Below are 17,361 nucleotides of genomic sequence, written 5' to 3'. Positions count from 1 at the left end.
CTAATCATCTGCTTTCAAAGAAGAATACAATGCCACGCCAAGGATCACTGCTCCTCCGATCAATTCTCTCACAGTCGGAACTTCCCGCAGAAAAACAAATGCAAAGATGATTCCATAGACCGTTTCCATTCCTGATATAATTCCCGCCGTCTGCGCGCGCACACCCTTCTGTGCAGATACATATAATGAATATGCAATCGCCGTGCATACGAAGCCAATAGCCGCCACACCTGCAATATCAACCGGTCTCCACTCCACTTTCACAAGCCACAGCGCAGGAAGAAGTACAATCGCCGCTGTTCCCTGCTCATACAGGCAAATGATCCGTCCTGTATATTTTTTTGAAAAATAGCGGTTACCCAGCGTCATAATTGCATAAGTAAAGCTACACAATATTCCCCATAGGATTCCCACGGTCACCTGATTCTCCACAGAAAATTCCGGCACCGTAATATACACGCCAGCCAGCAGAATCACTGCACTGATCACGCTCCTCGCCCGAAGCTTTTCTTTGAACACGACCGGCTCCATAAACGTCAGAAACAGTGGAAATGTAGAAAATGTGATCGTTCCGATTGCTACCGATGACACCTGGATTGCCTGAAAGAAGCTGGACCAGTGAATCGCCATGATCACACCGGTTCCGATAATCAATGCATAATCCTTTTTTGATTCCAGTGTCAGCTTGTCCTTCTTCACAAGCGATATTGCCAGAAGTAACAATGACGAACAAATGACTCGCCCCATCGCCACCAGCACAGCCGGAACCTGCACATACTGTGCTAGCACTCCCGAAAAGCCAAACAGCATAACCGCCACATGCAAAAATAAAATACTCTTTTTGTTATTTTCCCTCATCTTTTGCCTCACTCTATCAACATTTTTAAATCAATCTTTATGATTATACTCTGTTTTTTGACATAATAAAACACCTTTATATATAGTTTCAGCCCCATGATTAATCAAACAGTTTTGATTACTAATAAAACATGTTTGATTAATCATAGGGCTGAATACATATACTAATTATCGATTTCCAAACAGCATAACAATCTTATTTGATATATTCTTTCACATAAATAAAAAGCCATAAAACCTGAATTAACAAGTCTTATGACTTTTCATAATAGTCGGAGTGACAAGATTTGAACTTGCGACCTCTACGTCCCGAACGTAGCGCTCTACCAAGCTGAGCCACACTCCGATTCAAGAATCGGATACATATGATGTATCCGATCTTAGTAGCTACGGATAGAGGACTCGAACCTCTACTAACAGAGTCAGAGTCTGCTGTGCTGCCATTACACCAATCCGCAATAGTGTTTCGCATCAGCGACAAATATTATTATAGCAGAACTTTTCTAAAATGCAAGTACTTTTTTAAATTTTTTAAAATATTTCAAAAATTATTAAATCAGCAGCTCCTGCTCAATCTCCATCCCTTGTTTCAGGATGTCCTTCATCATATGATTCGTCACTTTCGGGTGACACATACCTTTCTTGGTTCCCTTTCGGTATGCATCACCGTCTATGATCTTAATCAGCTGCTGTATCAGTTCCTGTCTGCTTTCTTCCATCTTTCACGTCTTCCTTGCCTGCATTTCCTTCCATCATTTCCAGATACTGCCCTTTATCGATATGCATCATGGATATCTGATTCCTATGTCTGCGGAATCCATACACACTGTCCACATTGCGGATCAGTGACTGCAGACGTTCATCCGGCACGCACACGATTAACTGCAGTTCCAGTTCTCTCGCATAGCGCAGGCACACTTCGCTTCGCTCCTTATCCATCTTGGAAAATGCCTCATCCAGAAGCACCAGACGGATCCTTGGATCTCTGCTGCTCTGCTGCATGTACAGCATTGCAAATCCCGCAAGCAGTGCAACGTATTTCGGGTTCTGTCCCTCACCGCCGGAATCACGCCCCGCCATCTCGTCTACCGAATTCTTCTTCACATTACCATGTTCATCTTCCACACGCTCATACATACTGAAGGTAAGGTAATTCCGATAATCGGCATATTTTTCCATCTCCTGCTTGTGCAGGCTTCTTTTCTGACCATCCTCATCCTTCGGTGGCATGAATTTCTCCGTCAGACGCTCGATCTGCTTCTCGTATTTCTGGTAAAATGTATCTTCCCCAAAGCTTAACTGTCCGTCAAAGCCGTCATTATCTAACACCTTGCTGTCCAGTTCTTCTGCCATCAGCATCTCATAGAACTGTCCGTTCTCATTATCCGCCGGAAGAATATCGATCTGATACGTACTGTCCGAGAAACGGATACGGGACAGCATCCGGTTGATCTCTTTCCGGTGACGGTATGCAGCCTTGATCTCCCCGTGAATGGTCGCAATCACATTTTCCCGCAGGGAATGATATACCAGCAGATACTGCTTCTCGAATTCTGCCTTAAACTTCGGCTCATAATCCTGCTGAAGCTGATCCAACACCTTGTCATACACATCATTGTCATGCTCCAGACTGGTAAATCCATACGCCGGATATTCATTATTAAACCGGATTCTTGCAGAAGTCCGTTGGTCGCCGGCTGATTCTTCCTGTGCAGACAGCTTCGCAAGTAATTCTGTATTTTCCCGTCGGTACGCCTGCTCGGTGCGGTTCATGAGAACCTCTTTCACCTGCGCCAGAAGCTCCTGATTTGGCACAAATCCTTCCTGCAGCAGACTCAGACGTTCTTCATAACTCTTCTGCTCACTCTCAGCGATCCGCTTATCTCCGGCACGTCCGATCCGTTCTTCATTCACAGACTTGATCTTTCGTTCCAGATCTTCCACTTCACGTTCCAGCGTCTCTCGTCTGACATTCAGTTCAGCAGTTCTGGTTCCGTCTTCCAGTTCTTTTAATTCCTGCTGAAGCTGATCCTTTTTCGCCAGATAACGCTCCAGCTCATCTGCTGCCCCGGCAAGACTTAATATCTGCTCCGGACTCTGGCTGAGTCGTTCAAATCGCTGTGCCTGATTCAGGGTATCCCGCATCTGAATATCTTCAATCTGCTCTTTCTGCATATCAAATACTTCATCTTCCAGCTCTTTTAACTTCGCCTTGGATACTCGGGTACCGATACATGCATAACGGGTATAATCCATTTCCCGGAGATGTCTGAATATGTAATTACTATAAGAATAACAGTCCGGTGTCACGCCATCACGCACCTGATGCAGTTCTTCTACCGTCTCACATTTATAAATGCGTCCAAGATATCTGCGCAGACACAGATCCACATACGCCTCTTCGCTGCGCACTGCTTCATAGAGTGTTCCCTCTTCTGCTTTCGGCTCATCGCGCTTAATCGCTGCCGTATTGATCAGATCAATCTCTTCATATTCCCTACGCTTCATCCTGCGGAAGATTCTCGCCGCATCCAGCGCATACTGCGGCTCCGTTACCAGACTGTGCTTAATCCTTCCAAGTCTTCCTTCGATAGCATTCTTCCATTTTTCATCCGTAATATCAAAAAGATCGCCAAATATCTCCACATGGATCGTTCGCCCGTACTGGCTGCTCAGTTCACTCTGAAGCTGAGCTCTGGCACTCTTTAACTCCTTACGATACGGCTTACGGTCATTTTTTAGATCCTCCACCATCTCCTGTTTCTCTTTCAGTTCTTTGGCAGTCTCTCGGATCCGTTCATTCAGATCAGCCAGTTCTTCCTCGATCAGTTCCATTGCCGCCTGAATGCCTTTTTCAACTTCTCCATATTAGAAGAAGTCACTTCTCCGCCCAACACATCTTCCAGACATTGCAGGGTTGGATTGCTGATATAACCGCTGATATCTTCATCTTCTGCCCACTGAGAAAGTCCCGCACGGATTTCCCGCCACTGTCTGGAATTACCTGCGAGCAGCTGGATTGTCGTCTCCAGATCTTCCAGTTCTTTCTTCTTCACACCGTAATCACTTGCATGAAGTTCCGCACGCACTTCCACCAGTGCATCCGTCTTAATCTTTTTCTGCTGCTCCAGTCCTTCCTGCTTCTCCTCCAGTGCCTCAATCCGTTTACAGATGCCCTTCAGATCAAGCTTCTTCGCTTCCAGACGCACACGGCAGTTCTCGATATCTAAGATACGCAGAATCTGTTCCGTGCGAATCTTATCTGTCTTCACCTGCAGAAGTTCCAAATTATGTGCGCGAATCTCCGACAGGATCTCAATTCTGTGCTCCAGATCTTCTACCCTCTCCTTGATCTCACGATACGCTCCCAGCTGTTCACTGATCGTAGACACCGTATCTTCCTTACTCCGCGGGAACATATAATCCTTGATAAACTGACCTGTACCATTGGTCATCCGTAGCGCAATGGCACTCTTTTCCATCGTCATAAACCGCCCCGGATCGATATATCCAAAGATCACATCATACAGTGTATTCAGATATGCTTCTCTGGATGGGTATACACGGTTCACATCCCCACGCCCTCTGTTATCATCCGAATTCTTACGCTCATCCACAAGCTTTCTGATCTGTCCGATCGTATACGGTGTTCCATCCTCTGTCAGGTAATTATCTTCCGGAATCTTGCCGGAATGGCTGAAAAAATGGTATCTACGCACATCGGTATCATTCTTTCCTACTTCAAACGCTGCTCCGATACAGGTCGTTACATTACTTCCCGTATCCAGAATCTCCAGCACAAGCTGGGAACAGAAGTCCATATTCTCACGGTTTGCCGTGCCATCCTTCTGCGCACCCCGGAGGTAGCTCAGCACGCTTCGTCTGTTCTTCGCGTCATCCGCCGCTTTATTCAAAAATGTCGCAGCAATACTTCCATATAATACAACCTGCACAGCATCCATAACAGTAGATTTACCTGAACCGCTTTTCCCGCTGAACAGATTTACGTACTCATGAAATTCCATCACTTTATGACTGATACCGCCCCAGTTATTGATCACCATCCGGGTAAATATCTTCTTCGATTGTTTCATTTGCCGCTTCCTCCTTGTATTCCTCGATCAATGCATTCATATCCGAAGCAGTCACGTAGAGATTAATCGTGCTGTACAGATAGATCGGTGTCTGATCCTCCACATCTCTCACCGCTCCCGGGAGCTCGATCATCTGATGCTTACTCATCAGGTACAGTGCTTCCCGCCATTCTGCCACCGTCAGCTTCCGGTTCAGCAGATTCGTATTCTTTCCATAGGTACGGATCTCTTCCAGGTTCGTCACCGTTGCTTCCAGTCCTTCTCCAAGAATCTTGTCACGATAAATGATCCTTGCAAGCAGTATAATAATCGTGGTCGTCAGGCTGATCTTCTCTGCCTCTACACCTTCCCCCTTCAACCTAAAAATGTGTTCCTGCGGATCATGCACCAGTTCACATCCAAGCACGGACAGATAATCTTCGATAAATCCCTTATGCCGGACACAGATCTCATAATCCGGATTATCCCTTGGCACCAACGTTACAGGATCATACCGCATCTGCACAATGCAAGTCTGCCGGAATAATTTTGATATTGTTTTCTTTAGATTATCCGCTTCCGTGAGAGATAATCCTTCCATATATGCAATCATTTTATAATCTCCTATCCGTTTTTTACTTTTCCCTGACAGTAAGTTCTGAGAACCGATATCCGTCTTTACTTTCCAGTTCTTTTCCTACCGTAATCTCCTTATCGGTATCTGCCACTTCGGTAGCCTCCTGCCAGACAAAAAATAATTTTTCCAGGTCTTCTACCGACTGTATCGTCTCCTCTGTAACCGTAAATCTGCCATCCTCCTGATTCTTTCTCCGAAATTCGGCGATTTCCTGACTGGTATACAACGGTTTCAGCACAAAGGAATCCAACATTTCTTCTGTTTCAGCTGCCACCACTGCCTGCGGCGCAAATACATCTCGCTCATTCTCACGTCTGCGGTAAAGACTGCGATCGGTCATCACTTTATATCGTTCGGTAAGTCCCATACGATCCGCCAGTTTCATAAGCATCTCTTCCTGCTTTCCGCTCTGGTTCAGCAGATTCACAAGTGTCACCGTACGGTCTTCTTCCACAGCTCCTTCCATCAGGATATAGCGGATTCTCGCTGCTGCTCGTCCTGCAAATACCGTCTTCTGCTCAATCAGCATATTGTATCTCCGCTCAATCGCATCAAACTCCCGTTCAATACGATACAGCAGATCATTTGCTTCTTTGCTCAGTTCCAGCGCACGTTCCAGCCTCCGGTACTGTGGCGAAAGTTCATACAGCACTTCTTCTGCCTGATCCATATCTGCCCTCTTCTGCCCCTCGTATTCTGCCTTGCGGAGTAATATCTCCTGATAGCGATCTTCATTTTCCACCAGGTTCTGATCAATCAGTTCCTTCACCGCTTCCTTATAACGGTAAAAGCTGTCTGTCGTCGTCAGAATCGCATACTTCTTACTGTCACTGTTATTAATTTCCTTCACCAGTACTTCCTGAATTCCAAGAAAACTTTTCTGTCTGGACAATTCATCAAAATAGCCGCGCATACTCTCCTGCATATTGGCAAGCATCTGCAGAAGCCCTCGTGATGTAGACAATGCGCTTTTCAATATCTCATTATTCTTCTCACGGTCGGTACTGTACGTATGAAGATAACTGTACACTGCCAACACGCTCTCCCGCTCCTTATCACGATTATCACTGTACAATCTCTGGAAAAGCTCCACGAACTGCTGGCTGTATTCCGGAAATGACACCACGTAACTGTTCAGTGCTTCATCGTAATCCCGCTTCAGCCATCCCCAGTCCTCGAGATGCTTCAGACAGATCGATGCCATATTCGAGCGTGTCAACAGTTCTCCCTCTTCGTCAAACTGCTCCTCGCTCCAGTCCAGCGTCGTCTCCGCAATCCGCTCATTCATCACAGCACGGCACTCGCCTCTGTCAGCCCCAGCAATGAAAATGACCTACCGGATTCTTCGTAAATTGCTGTCAGAAACTGCTGGTAGTAATCCATATATTTACTTGCAAATAATTTATAAAATTCCCGCGGAATCTTATTCATCAGATTCATAAGTTTCTCCCTTTGTACACCGTAATTACATATATTTTAACATTTTCCATGAAAATATGCCACCATTCTGTAACTCCTCTCTTTATCCCCCACACTCCGCCATCTGTCTATTGCCTCACCCTCCCAAACCCGCTATAATAGGCATAGAAAGGGGCTTTTTATAATGAAAGGTTTTGAAACTATTATCGAAAAAAGAAGAGATTCCATTCTTCGGAACAGTCTGCTGTCCGATGAATTTATTAATTTTGTACAGAAGAACAAACGTCCATTTGACGAAATGATGTCTTATTATAAGTGTGCCATTATGGAAGTAGAGACCAAATTCCGCGTGCTGAACGAACAGTATTCACTGGAGTACGACCGCAATCCAATCGAGGATATCAAAAGCCGTACCAAATCTATGGAAAGTCTGATGCGCAAGATCCGTCGCAAAGACATCCCACTGACAGTAGCCTCTATTGAGGAGAATATCCACGACATTGCCGGTGTCCGCGTGATCTGTTCTTTCCCGGATGACATCTATATGCTGGCAGACTGTCTGCTCAGCCAGGACGATATTACATTAATTAAGAAGAAAGACTATATCAAGAATCCAAAGCCGGGCGGCTACCGAAGCCTGCATCTGATCATCAGCATTCCAATCTTCCTACAGGAAGGAAAGCGCATGATAACTGTCGAAGTACAACTCCGTACCATAGCCATGGATTTTTGGGCAAGTCTGGAGCACAAGCTCCGCTACAAAAAAGATATCCCGGAAGATCAGGCACATTATCTGGAAGAAGAAATGCTGGAATGTGCCAACATCAGTGCTTCTCTGGACGCACGCATGCAACATGTAAGGGATGTTCTGAACGGAACCTCCAAAGATGTACTTTTATAAAAACAATATTTTCTTCTCTTGACATCTTAAAACGCAGGACTATAATGACTGTTATCAACAATCAAATGCGACGAACAGGACAACACTTTTCGTTCACTTGTGTTTACAGAGAGTCTTCGGTCGGTGTGAGAAGACATCACAGGAACAAGAAGCTATCACCTGCAAGCAGCCTGAATCAACACAAATTACACGTTGCAAGTAATTCAGGTCGGAGATCCACCGTTACAGGGATGCTCATTCAAAGGATGAGACAGAGAGGCCGGTTATTCCGGCAAGAGAAGTGGTATCGCGAAGGTTTAAGCCTCCGTCTTCTTATGGATAATCCATAAAGGACGCAGGCTTTTTTTATTTTCCATATATCCACTCATATCGATCGGATTTGATGTTGAAATATTATCTTATAGTATTAAGTATCAAGTAAAGGAGTGTATTAGAGTATGAACACATTAGTAATCGTATTGATCGCAGCAGTATGCCTCCTGGCCGGATATGCACTTTACGGTCGCTGGCTTGCAAAAAAGTGGGGTATTGATCCTACCGCAGAGACACCGGCCGTCAGACATAATGATGGCGAAGATTATGTACCGACCAACGGATGGACCGTATTTGCACATCAGTTTTCTTCTATCGCCGGAGCCGGTCCCGTCACCGGTGCCATTCAGGCAGCAGCATTCGGATGGCTTCCAGTACTTCTCTGGATCTTGTTAGGCGGCATCTTCTTCGGCGCAGTTACCGATTTCGGTGCACTGTACGCAAGTGTTAAAAATGAAGGTAAGTCCATGGGACTTCTGATTGAGAAATATATCGGCAAGACCGGACGTCGTCTGTTCCTCGGTTTCTGTTGGCTGTTCACACTGATCGTTATCGCAGCATTTGCAGACATGGTTGCCGGTACATTTAACGCATATGTAGAAACCGATGGTGTCGTATCCCTCGCTGACAGTGCTAATGCAAATGGTGCAGCAGGATGTATCTCACTGCTCTTCATCGCATTTGCAGTAGTATTTGGTCTGATCCAGAAGAAATTCAATTTCAAGGGCTGGAAACAGGTAGTCGTAGGACTGGTATTCACAGCAGCCGCTCTGCTGATCGGTATGAACCTTCCTATCATTGCTACCAAAGATACCTGGTCATACATCACATTTGCTTATATCTTCCTGGCAGCCGTACTTCCAATGTGGCTTCTGATGGAACCAAGAGATTACATGACCACATTCATGTTCGCAGGTATGATCATCGGTGCTGTGCTCGGTCTTGTTGTAGCACATCCATCTATGAACCTCCCTGCATACACAGGCTTCAGTAATGAAGCCCTCGGCAATCTGTTCCCGATCCTGTTCGTAACAGTTGCCTGCGGAGCTGTATCCGGATTCCACAGCCTGGTATCTTCCGGTACATCTTCTAAGATCATCGCAAATGAAAAAGATATGTTAAAGGTTGGCTATGGTGCCATGGTACTGGAAAGTCTGCTGGCTGTTGTAGCTCTCTGCGTTGCAGGTGCTGCCGCTTCCGCTGATGGAACTGCTGCCGTAGGCACACCATTCCAGATCTTCTCTGCCGGAGTTGCAGGATTCCTGAAAATGTTTGGTATCCACGCATTCGCAGCACAGTGCTTTATGACCATGTGCGTATCCGCACTGGCACTTACAAGTCTGGACTCTGTAGCACGTATCGGACGTATGTCCTTCCAGGAACTCTTCAGTGTTGATGATATGGAACATGCAGCAGGATGGCGCAAAGTTCTCTGCAACAAATACTTCTCAACCATCATTACACTGGCTTGTGGATTCATCCTTACAAAGGTTGGATATGCCAATATCTGGCCACTGTTCGGCAGTGCCAACCAGCTGTTAAGCGCACTGGTCCTGATTACACTGTGTGTATTCCTGAAAGTTACAGGTCGTGAGAACCGCACACTGTTCCCGCCGCTCATCATCATGCTGTGTGTAACATTTACTGCACTGATTCAGCGTTCTATCGCACTGGTCAAAGCATTCAGTGCAGGAACCGCAGTATTCATGGTAGAAGGACTTCAGCTGATCCTCGCGGTCCTGCTCATCATCCTTGGTGTTAATATCGTAGTCACATCGGGAAAAGAACTATTGAAAAAGAAAGCTGATAAAGCACAGGCTTAATCCTGATCAAGCTTAATTCAAGAATTTCGAAGGGCAGCCTGGGACGAGCAGGTGCTCGTACAGGAAGGTTATTACAAATAACGTACATATTGAGAAGGAGATGCACCTCATATAGATGAGTTACATCTCCTTTTTATTGCTGATTCTATTGCACTCCTAATCCCTTGGCCACCAGCGTAATAAAGTCCTGCACATTTGTTACCATCGTAGTCGCACTCAGACTTCCCCGATCCAGTAATTTATTTACCACAAATTCATCGATATCGATCGTATACAGATACACCGGACGAATTGTGCCGTCCTCGAGCATCCGGAATGACGGTGTCATATTACCGGTTGCTATAGTATGAAGCATGGTCGCCATACAGATCACCGTAGTCGCATTACGCACCAGTCCTCGCATAGCATCCGCAGCATCATAGACATTGCCGATCACTTCCGGAAGCGGTCCATCATCACGGATAGATCCTGCCAACACGAATGGAACATTATGCTTAACGCAGCTACAGATAATGCCATCATCTAGCTTATAGTCCTCAATAAACTGCGGGATAGATCCGCTTCTTCTTACCTTATTCAGCACATCCAGATGATTATAATGTCCATTTGGCTGTGACTCCTGCGTATAAATGTCCTGTCCCAGCGCTGTATGCAGAAGTGCCCCTTCCAGATCATGTGTTGCAAGTGCATTGCCCGCCAGCACGCCCTGCGCATATCCATTCTCAATCAATGCCTGCATAGCTGCTCTTGCATCCGCATCAAATGCAAATGCCGGTCCCATTACCCAGACTACATTTCCGCCATTCTCCTTTTCATATTTTAACAATTCAAATAACTTATCATAATCTCTTGCATAAGAGGTCTCACGGCTTCTTCCCTGACGGAATACAAACTGATCATCAAGCTTTGCTCCCGGCTCTTCAAAACCATGACAGTGCATATAGATGCCTTCCTCACAACGTTCTGTTCTGCCTGTGATTACACGGTCACCCTTTTTCAGGTTCCGTGCCTCTACAACTGCCAGATGTCCATCCTCGCAATACACGACACAGGAGTCCATACGACTTTCTTCTGCGAGCTTCCACTCTCCGTCTATTTTAAAATATTCTGGATACATGGATGTGCTGTGAAAATTCTCCGGCGCAACGCCATCCTTCTCCGCTGCTTCATACTTTACACTTGGTGCATTTACAAACATTTCCTGACTAAAATCCGGATGTCTGTACTCTGGCATTTCAAATTTGTTCATCATATTTCCTCCTTTGCTGTCGTTCCTCTTTGCAGTTATTTCTTTACATGAAGATCCATGCTTCCGGATCGGAAGCCTTCCAGATCCACTGTAATGTAATCATAGCCCAGATTTTTTAATTTCGCAACAATCTGCTCGCAATGCTCCAACAAATGAGGCATCTCGTTCACATCCACTTCAATTCTTGCAACATCATTATGAATGCGCAGACGCACATTGTAGAAACCCAGACTTCTGATAAATGCTTCTCCCTCGTCAACCTTTCTCATAGCCTCATACGAAATACGTGTTCCATACGGGAATCTGGTTGCAAGACATGGCATAGACGGCTTATTCGATACGGATACGCCAAGCTCTCCTGCCAGCCTCCTGACCTCTGCTTTCGTCATTCCTGCTTCCGCTAATGGACTGTGAATGCCAAGTTCACGAATTGCCCGAAGACCCGGGCGATATACATGCAGGTCATCCTCATTAGTTCCTTCCATCATAACAGACACGCCAAGTTTCTCGCCCTCTTCTATCAGATTACGAAACAGATATTTCTTACAGCGATAGCAACGATCCACCGGATTATCCAGAATATCCGCACCTTTCAGTTCATCAATCTCAAGCACCCGGAATTCTGCTCCAATCTGCTCTGCTGTTACCCTCGCATCCTCTACTTCTCCCATCGGATGGAGCATCGTATGCATCATAATACCATATACCTGATGTCCAGTTTTCGCAGCTGCCTGCACCGCAAGCTTCAGGATCAGACTACTATCTACTCCTCCCGAAAATGCGACCAACATATCTCCCTGTGCATATACAAGCATCTGTTTCTGTAGTTTTTGTTTCTTCTCTTCATACGTCATGTCACCTATCCTCCTGCCATCATTGTCTGTCATAGTGACCATATACGAATCCTGTTCTTTTTAAGTTTATTTCTCCACAGTATCCGCTGCCGCACTTACTATGCGCCATGCCTTCTGAAATGACATATTATGCGTCTTACAAAGTTCTGACACACTGTCATATTCCGGATACGCTCGGACTTCTTCTCCGATCCGGCATACCTTTACCTGTACTTTTCCATAAGGGGTATCCATCTGTCTGATTTCCCTCGGAAGTATTGTGCGCTCCATACGACACCTGCGCACGCCAATTGTCGTAGTGTTGCAGAACAATATATTCTGCAATTTATCAACATCCTGCTCCCGGCAGATTATATTAATCTGAACCGCCGGACGGTTCTTTTTCATATAAATAGGTGTATAATATACATCCCTTGCACCTGCAGCAAAAAGTTCATCCATCACAAAGCCAAGGACTTCTCCACTGCAATCGTCCAGATTGCTCTCGAGACGCCATATTGTATCTGCCGCTTCCGCACTTCCACTTTCCAGCAGCATTGCTCTCAATATACCGGTACCCTCATATTCTCTTTTTCCTGCACCCATTCCAATCTTTACAATACGACAGGTCTGCGGTAACTTGTCTGATGTACGTACTGCTGCCACAATCGCAGCTCCTGTCGGTGTCACCAGTTCTCCCTGCACACCTGTCGGCTTCAAAGTTAGTCCATGTGCCTGTGCGATATTAACTACCGCCGGAACCGGTACTGGAATAATGCCATGCTGACAGCGAATAGAGCCCTGACCTTCACACAGAAACGGTACAATCACTTCCGTGATATCCAGATTATCCAGACATACTGCCACTGCAAGAATATCTACAATAGAATCTACTGCTCCTACCTCATGGAAATGTACCTGATCTGCCGGTACGCCGTGTGCCTTTGATTCCGCTTCCGCAAGTATCTGGAAAATACGGACAGCAGTCTCCTTTGCACGTTCTGTCATATCTGCATGCTCAATAATATGTAAGATTTCATGAAGCCCTCGGTGCTCATGATGATGTCCATGATCGTGATGATGCTCGTGACTGTGGTCATGGTGGTGATGCTCGTGTGTGTGTACACTTCCATCCTCGTGTACATGCTCATGGTCATGTGTGTGCTGATGATCATGCCCATGCAGATACTCCATATCATGGTCATGGTTCTCATGTTCCGCATCCAATATCACATCAAAATCACAGACATCTAATCCTGACTTTACTTTTCTTGTAACTGCTATCTCAAAGCCTCCCACCGGAAGGCTTGCAAGTGCTTTTCTTAATATCTGCTCGTCTGCCCCCAGATCCAGCAGTGCTGCAACCGTCATATCACCGCTGATGCCGGAATAGCATTCCAAATATAACTGTCTATTCATCCTGTCCACCTATAACCTTTATTTTACTGCAAGCCGGTTGATCTGTGTTGCCATATATCCGGCTCCATATCCGTTATCAATATTTACCACAGCAATTCCATTTGCACAGGAATTGATCATAGTAAGAAGCGCCGATAATCCGTGCATACTTGCACCATAGCCGACCGAAGTCGGCACTGCGATCACCGGATTGCTCACAAGTCCGCCAACTACGCTTGCCAATGCGCCTTCCATGCCAGCCACTGCCACAACACAGTTCGCCTCCTGAACGGTATCAAGCTGCGCTAATAATCTATGCACACCGCTGACACCCACATCGTAAATCCGATCTACATTTGCACCAAAAAATTCTGCTGTCTGAGCTGCCTCTTCTGCTACCGGGATATCCGCAGTACCTGCACTGCAGATTGCGATTTTACCAATATGTTCCTTATCTTCTTTTTCGATTTTCAAAATATGAGAAATCGGATCATACACGACCTGCGGAAGCACCTGTTTTACAATCTCATACTGATGCTCACTTGCCCGTGTTCCGAATACTTCTCCATTTTCATCATACAATTTCTGATAAATGGATGCCAGAAATTCATCCGGCTTACCACTGCAATACACAACTTCCGGAAAGCCGGAGCGGATCTCCCTGTGCGAATCCAGCTTGGCATAGCCCATTTCTTCATACGGCTGCTTCCGCAAATGCTTCTCCGCTTCCTCTATCTCTATTGTTCCATTTTTCACCTGTTCAAGTAAATCTTTCACATTCATTTGTAATTTCCTGCCTTCCGTTTATCTTATCATATTTCGTTTTCACATTGAACCTCAAGAAAATGCTTCTTTCGTCTGTTAAATATTTTCGATCCCTTGAAAACGCATATTTGTATGGAATTTTCCCGGCGTGATATGACGAATCATGATAAAATTACGGGACAATGTTTTTTCCGTATTGTATCCAACTTCCAATGCAATATCTAAAATAGTTTTATCCGTTGTCAGGAGCAACTCCGACGCTTTGTTTACCCGGATATAATTCAAATATCCATGAAAGGTCATTTCTACCTGATACAGCAAAATACGATTCAGATTCTTCATTGTCACACCAAATTTTCTGCTCAGATCACTGCCTTTCAAATCTTCTGCATAATGTCTGTAAATATATGCCACAATCTCATAATATACTTTTCGATCACTGATACGACACTGATCTCCAATCCTCTGATAGGTTTTTCTATATTCGCTGACCTTCATGCCAGTTCTTGCCTTGAATACTTTGCTGATATGTGCACCGTCTACAAATCCCAGTATCTCTGCCAGTTCTTCCAGCGTAAGATCCGTATATAGTAGGTAATTCATTGTTCGTCCGATCCTCATCTCATTTATCAGATCAAAGAATGATAATCCCGTCGTCTTTTTAATATAAGTTCCGATTGCGGATTCGCTCATATAGAATTTATGTGAAAGCTGTTCCAATGTTATCCGTTCATTAAGATGTGAATACAGATACAGAAAAATTTCACTGGCATCAATCGTCTCCCACTTCTTTTTCGTTTTTTTCTCATAGCGCATCAGCACAAGCATAATCTCAACCAACTTATTTGTAATAAACAAGTTCCTTAATGCTCTGTCTTCTTCGTTCTCCTCTACTTCGTCTGCTGTATACATCTCATGCACTTCATCTTCTAACTGCATAAACAGTATCTGCATCTGCTGATATGCCCTGTCATGTAGCTCTATCATCGGATGTGCTGTAATTCTGTGCAATATCGACATCTCTATACTCCCGGGATTATAAAATGTCTTAATAATCTCATTAACATTATCGTAATAATATACAACCAGATAGAACGTAATCGGCTTCTTTACCTCAATCACTTCTGTAATCTGCCACGGCAAAATGCCTACACAGCAGCCTTTTGTTAAACAGTATTCTTTATTATTAATCAAGACTACTGCTTCCCCTTCATTGATTAACCATATACGAGCCATAGAATGCAGAATCGGCGATGTCGGAGTTGAGATGGTCTCTGTCTCAAAGCTGCATATCATCGGCTCTGAAGTATTTCTGTCACAAAAATTCTGTATCGTAATTAAATCCGACATTCTCCCATATCCTCCTTTAATCTATGTCATATGTTCTAATTATATGACATCAAAATAATCTAACCGGACATTTTTCTTCTGTTCTTCTGTATTTTAATCTTATTGATAGCAAATAAGAGACAACGACGTTATCTCTTTTATATCATATTGGAGCAGAGAAAGCCCTAAAAACAATTTCCTACTTATAACTGTTTTCAGAGCTTTCTGCTCTTTATATGAAACTATTTCATAAATTGATCGATAGCTTTATTTAACTGCTCGATTGCTTCCATATCATGCTCTTTAACTGCTTCTACAATGCAGTGATTCATATGGTTCTTTAACACTACCTTACCTGTATTATTAATTGCAGAACGCACTGCTGCAAGCTGAATAAGGACCTCACTGCAATCTGCATCTCTTTCCACCATACGTTTCACAGCTTCCAGATGACCGATAGCTTTGGCAAGACGGTTCACAACTGCTTTCTTTTCTTTCTCACTGTGCACATGATGATGTCCATGTTCTCCATGTCCATGCTCGTGGCTATGCTCCCCATCATGATCGTGCGGATGATCATGCGAGTGTTCGTGACTGTGCTCGTGTGCAATTCCCAGCTCATGCAATTCTTCATGCGTATATTTCTTTTTTGTCTGTGCATTCTCTGTATTCATATCAACCACTCTTTTCTGTATTACTCTTATCCTGCAATGTTCAGGATCTCTCGAAGCTTCTTCAATACCGCATCGTCTTTCATTTCTCCGATTACCTGCGAAGCCGTCTCCTTTAATCTTGTGCTCGCCGCTGCAACAGCATAACTATGCGCTGCATTCTGGAGCATCGGAATGTCATTATCTGCATTACCGAATGCTACTGTATCTTCTCTGCCAATACCATAATGCCCCTGCATAATAGACAACGCTTTTCCTTTGTTACAGCCTTTTGCCATAAAGTCCAGAAAACACTCTCCCGCCATACATACTTCCATGACGTCTGACCATTTTTCCTGCATGCGCCGTTCCACAGCCGGATCAATTCCTTCCTCTCGCCATACCGATATCTTACAGATATCTTTTATGCCACGCATATCATCCGTATATTCTCCTACATACGGATACGTCTTCATATGTTCAAAATACTTTTCATGACCATATTCGAAATAAGCAATGTCTGGCTTACACGCCATAATAGAATAGCCTTCCAGCTCATGTATGTCATCAATCAATTCTGTATATAGCTCATATGGTAATTTCATCGATGTCTGATATTGACTGCTCCAGATATCTGTACCATTATCTGCCAGGATAAAAATCTCATCTAACACAGGTTCAAACAGCTTCCTTACACAAGGCTTCTGTCTTCCGCTTGCCACGCCAAAGATAATGCCTCTTTTTCTACATTCACGAATTATATCATAATATTCCGGATTGATCTCACTTCCCGCTTCCGGCACTAATGTATCATCCACATCTGTAACAATCAGTTTTACCATTTTTCTTCTCCTTTTCGATTTATCCATGTAATAGTTTAATTGATACCAGTCTTCAATGCAAGAGCATAATCTGCACACTTGATTCTGTTGCTGTAAAAGACTATACTAAAGGATACCGACAATTCACATTGTCACATATATAAGTCATTTATAAGAGAGGTATAAGTTTGAAACAAATAAGTAGAAGACAACTAAGAAATAAAGGGCATAGCAAATAAACCATCTTTCGGTGGTTTGAAAATCAAATATAGACACAACACCTAATCAGGTAA

Annotated in this window: 12 protein-coding genes, 2 tRNA genes, 2 pseudogenes and 1 other annotated feature; of the genes and pseudogenes, 2 read left to right on the top strand and 14 right to left on the bottom strand. The window is 44.4% G+C overall.

All coding sequences use genetic code 11. The annotated features are described in order from the left end of the window. The 7 genes and pseudogenes from DXA18_RS08685 to DXA18_RS08660 all read right to left on the bottom strand — a co-directional run bounded on the left by DXA18_RS08685 (position 1) and on the right by DXA18_RS08660 (position 7,008). A complete protein-coding gene (locus DXA18_RS08685; RefSeq protein ID WP_118383579.1) occupies positions 1–858 on the bottom strand; it encodes a DMT family transporter in 858 nt (285 codons plus the stop codon). 272 nt (positions 859–1,130) lie between these two features. Then, positions 1,131–1,204: transfer RNA gene (locus DXA18_RS08680), tRNA-Pro, on the bottom strand. Positions 1,205–1,245: 41 nt separating this feature from the next. Beyond that, positions 1,246–1,316: transfer RNA gene (locus DXA18_RS08675), tRNA-Gln, on the bottom strand. Between the two features lie 93 nt (positions 1,317–1,409). After that, on the bottom strand, positions 1,410–1,577 hold the full coding sequence (locus DXA18_RS15650; RefSeq protein ID WP_158567108.1) for a hypothetical protein: 168 nt from the start codon (positions 1,575–1,577) through the stop codon (positions 1,410–1,412). Further along, positions 1,537–4,952, bottom strand: a pseudogene (locus DXA18_RS17405) (SbcC/MukB-like Walker B domain-containing protein). The gene DXA18_RS15650 and the pseudogene DXA18_RS17405 overlap by 41 nt, the downstream one beginning before the upstream one ends. After that, on the bottom strand, positions 4,909–5,544 hold the full coding sequence (locus DXA18_RS08665; protein WP_118383577.1) for a DUF4194 domain-containing protein: 636 nt from the start codon (positions 5,542–5,544) through the stop codon (positions 4,909–4,911). The pseudogene DXA18_RS17405 and the gene DXA18_RS08665 overlap by 44 nt, the downstream one beginning before the upstream one ends. A 22-nt stretch (positions 5,545–5,566) precedes the next feature. Continuing rightward, positions 5,567–7,008, bottom strand: a pseudogene (locus DXA18_RS08660) (Wadjet anti-phage system protein JetA family protein). Positions 7,009–7,171: 163 nt separating this feature from the next. On the opposite strand from DXA18_RS08660, the gene DXA18_RS08655 reads away from it, so the two are divergent. After that, the gene (locus DXA18_RS08655) at positions 7,172–7,888 is read left to right on the top strand and encodes a GTP pyrophosphokinase (RefSeq protein WP_118383575.1); all 717 of its coding nucleotides are present in this window, start codon (positions 7,172–7,174) and stop codon (positions 7,886–7,888) included. A gap of 61 nt (positions 7,889–7,949) precedes the next feature. Continuing rightward, positions 7,950–8,203 (top strand) — a binding site (T-box leader). Between the two features lie 122 nt (positions 8,204–8,325). After that, positions 8,326–10,023 (top strand): carbon starvation CstA family protein, encoded by a 1,698-nt coding sequence (locus DXA18_RS08650; protein ID WP_118383574.1) that lies wholly within the window; start codon positions 8,326–8,328, stop codon positions 10,021–10,023. A 145-nt stretch (positions 10,024–10,168) separates the two neighbouring features. Here the strand turns inward: DXA18_RS08650 and DXA18_RS08645 are convergent, their stop codons facing one another. The 7 genes from DXA18_RS08645 to DXA18_RS08615 all read right to left on the bottom strand — a co-directional run bounded on the left by DXA18_RS08645 (position 10,169) and on the right by DXA18_RS08615 (position 17,089). Continuing rightward, complete coding sequence (locus DXA18_RS08645; protein ID WP_118383572.1) at positions 10,169–11,272, bottom strand: ornithine cyclodeaminase family domain; 1,104 nt, start codon at positions 11,270–11,272, stop codon at positions 10,169–10,171. 35 nt (positions 11,273–11,307) lie between these two features. After that, complete coding sequence (gene larE, locus DXA18_RS08640; RefSeq protein ID WP_118383571.1) at positions 11,308–12,126, bottom strand: ATP-dependent sacrificial sulfur transferase LarE; 819 nt, start codon at positions 12,124–12,126, stop codon at positions 11,308–11,310. A gap of 66 nt (positions 12,127–12,192) precedes the next feature. Further along, entirely contained in the window at positions 12,193–13,524 is a 1,332-nt protein-coding gene (gene larC / locus DXA18_RS08635) for a nickel pincer cofactor biosynthesis protein LarC (protein ID WP_118383570.1), read from the bottom strand. An 18-nt stretch (positions 13,525–13,542) separates the two neighbouring features. After that, a complete protein-coding gene (gene larB / locus DXA18_RS08630; RefSeq protein ID WP_118383569.1) occupies positions 13,543–14,286 on the bottom strand; it encodes a nickel pincer cofactor biosynthesis protein LarB in 744 nt (247 codons plus the stop codon). A gap of 78 nt (positions 14,287–14,364) precedes the next feature. Then, positions 14,365–15,618 carry an AraC family transcriptional regulator gene (locus tag DXA18_RS08625; protein ID WP_118383568.1) on the bottom strand — a complete coding sequence of 418 codons (1,254 nt, stop codon included), beginning with the start codon at positions 15,616–15,618 and terminating at the stop codon, positions 14,365–14,367. A 221-nt stretch (positions 15,619–15,839) separates the two neighbouring features. Further along, positions 15,840–16,271 (bottom strand): metal-sensing transcriptional repressor, encoded by a 432-nt coding sequence (locus tag DXA18_RS08620; protein WP_118383567.1) that lies wholly within the window; start codon positions 16,269–16,271, stop codon positions 15,840–15,842. A 26-nt stretch (positions 16,272–16,297) separates the two neighbouring features. Then, positions 16,298–17,089: an HAD family hydrolase gene (locus tag DXA18_RS08615; protein WP_158567107.1), complete on the bottom strand. Its 792-nt coding sequence runs from the start codon at positions 17,087–17,089 to the stop codon at positions 16,298–16,300. Positions 17,090–17,361 lie beyond the last annotated feature (272 nt).

Origin of the sequence: Dorea sp. AM58-8, assembly GCF_003464045.1 — a bacterium.
Classification (GTDB): domain Bacteria; phylum Bacillota; class Clostridia; order Lachnospirales; family Lachnospiraceae; genus Claveliimonas; species Claveliimonas ammoniilytica.
Note: the sequence above shows the minus strand (reverse complement) of the source record. Positions and strands in the feature narration are given on the sequence as shown.

Excerpts from the sequence above, each read along its gene's own strand:
- DXA18_RS08655 (WP_118383575.1), top strand. The coding sequence starts at position 7,172 with ATGAAAGGTTTTGAAACTATTATCGAAAAAAGAAGAGATTCCATTCTT.
- DXA18_RS08685 (WP_118383579.1), bottom strand. The coding sequence starts at position 858 with ATGAGGGAAAATAACAAAAAGAGTATTTTATTTTTGCATGTGGCGGTT.
- DXA18_RS08615 (WP_158567107.1), bottom strand. The coding sequence starts at position 17,089 with ATGGTAAAACTGATTGTTACAGATGTGGATGATACATTAGTGCCGGAA.
- DXA18_RS08650 (WP_118383574.1), top strand. The coding sequence starts at position 8,326 with ATGAACACATTAGTAATCGTATTGATCGCAGCAGTATGCCTCCTGGCC.
- DXA18_RS08665 (WP_118383577.1), bottom strand. The coding sequence starts at position 5,544 with ATGATTGCATATATGGAAGGATTATCTCTCACGGAAGCGGATAATCTA.
- DXA18_RS08620 (WP_118383567.1), bottom strand. The coding sequence starts at position 16,271 with ATGAATACAGAGAATGCACAGACAAAAAAGAAATATACGCATGAAGAA.
- larC (WP_118383570.1), bottom strand. The coding sequence starts at position 13,524 with ATGAATAGACAGTTATATTTGGAATGCTATTCCGGCATCAGCGGTGAT.
- larE (WP_118383571.1), bottom strand. The coding sequence starts at position 12,126 with ATGACGTATGAAGAGAAGAAACAAAAACTACAGAAACAGATGCTTGTA.
- DXA18_RS08625 (WP_118383568.1), bottom strand. The coding sequence starts at position 15,618 with ATGTCGGATTTAATTACGATACAGAATTTTTGTGACAGAAATACTTCA.
- larB (WP_118383569.1), bottom strand. The coding sequence starts at position 14,286 with ATGAATGTGAAAGATTTACTTGAACAGGTGAAAAATGGAACAATAGAG.
- DXA18_RS08645 (WP_118383572.1), bottom strand. The coding sequence starts at position 11,272 with ATGAACAAATTTGAAATGCCAGAGTACAGACATCCGGATTTTAGTCAG.
- DXA18_RS15650 (WP_158567108.1), bottom strand. The coding sequence starts at position 1,577 with ATGGAAGAAAGCAGACAGGAACTGATACAGCAGCTGATTAAGATCATA.